Annotated in this window: 1 protein-coding gene; it reads right to left on the bottom strand. The window is 56.1% G+C overall.

From position 1 onward, the window contains the following. The coding region (gene bcp, locus ACQY5R_RS18315; RefSeq protein ID WP_428610725.1) for a thioredoxin-dependent thiol peroxidase at window positions 1-402 on the bottom strand (402 nt) is incomplete at its 3' end. Window positions 403-545: the final 143 nt, after the last annotated feature.

Genomic DNA, 545 nt, shown 5'->3' with positions numbered 1-545 from the left:
GACCTTGCGCCACTCAGCACTGATCTTCCCCTGCTTGTCGATGAGGAACGTGCTGCGCACGATCCCCCAGTATTCACGACCATAGTTTTTCTTCAAAGCCCAAACGCCGTACGCCTGAGCGAGCACCTTGTCCGGGTCGGACAGGAGCGGAAATGGAAGCTCGTATTTTTCGGCAAAACCGGCGTGACTTTTCACAGAATCAGGGCTCACACCCAGAACAGTCACCCCGGCAGCGCGAAAGTTCCGCTGCTCATCCCGAAACTCACAGGATTCGCGAGTACAGCCTGGCGTGTTGTCCTTGGGGTAGAAATAGAGAACGTACGGCTTCCCCTTGAGAGAAGCAGATGAAATCTGCTGCCCTGACTGGTCCTGAAGCTTGAACGCGGGCGCCTTCTTTCCCAAAAGAGAGGGCTCGGAGGTCGACGCCTTCGTGGTCTTGCTCGCGGCTGCCTTGGCTACTGATTTCTTCGCCGACTTCTTGGCCGCAGGTTTCGCGGAAGACTTCTTCACCGACTTCTTGGTCGCAGATTTCGCGGAAGACTTCT

Origin of the sequence: Sedimenticola sp. (assembly GCF_050289425.1) — a bacterium.
Classification (GTDB): domain Bacteria; phylum Pseudomonadota; class Gammaproteobacteria; order Chromatiales; family Chromatiaceae; genus Sedimenticola.
The sequence above is the reverse complement of the archived record's forward strand: the minus strand, read 5'-3'. Positions and strand labels throughout refer to the sequence as shown.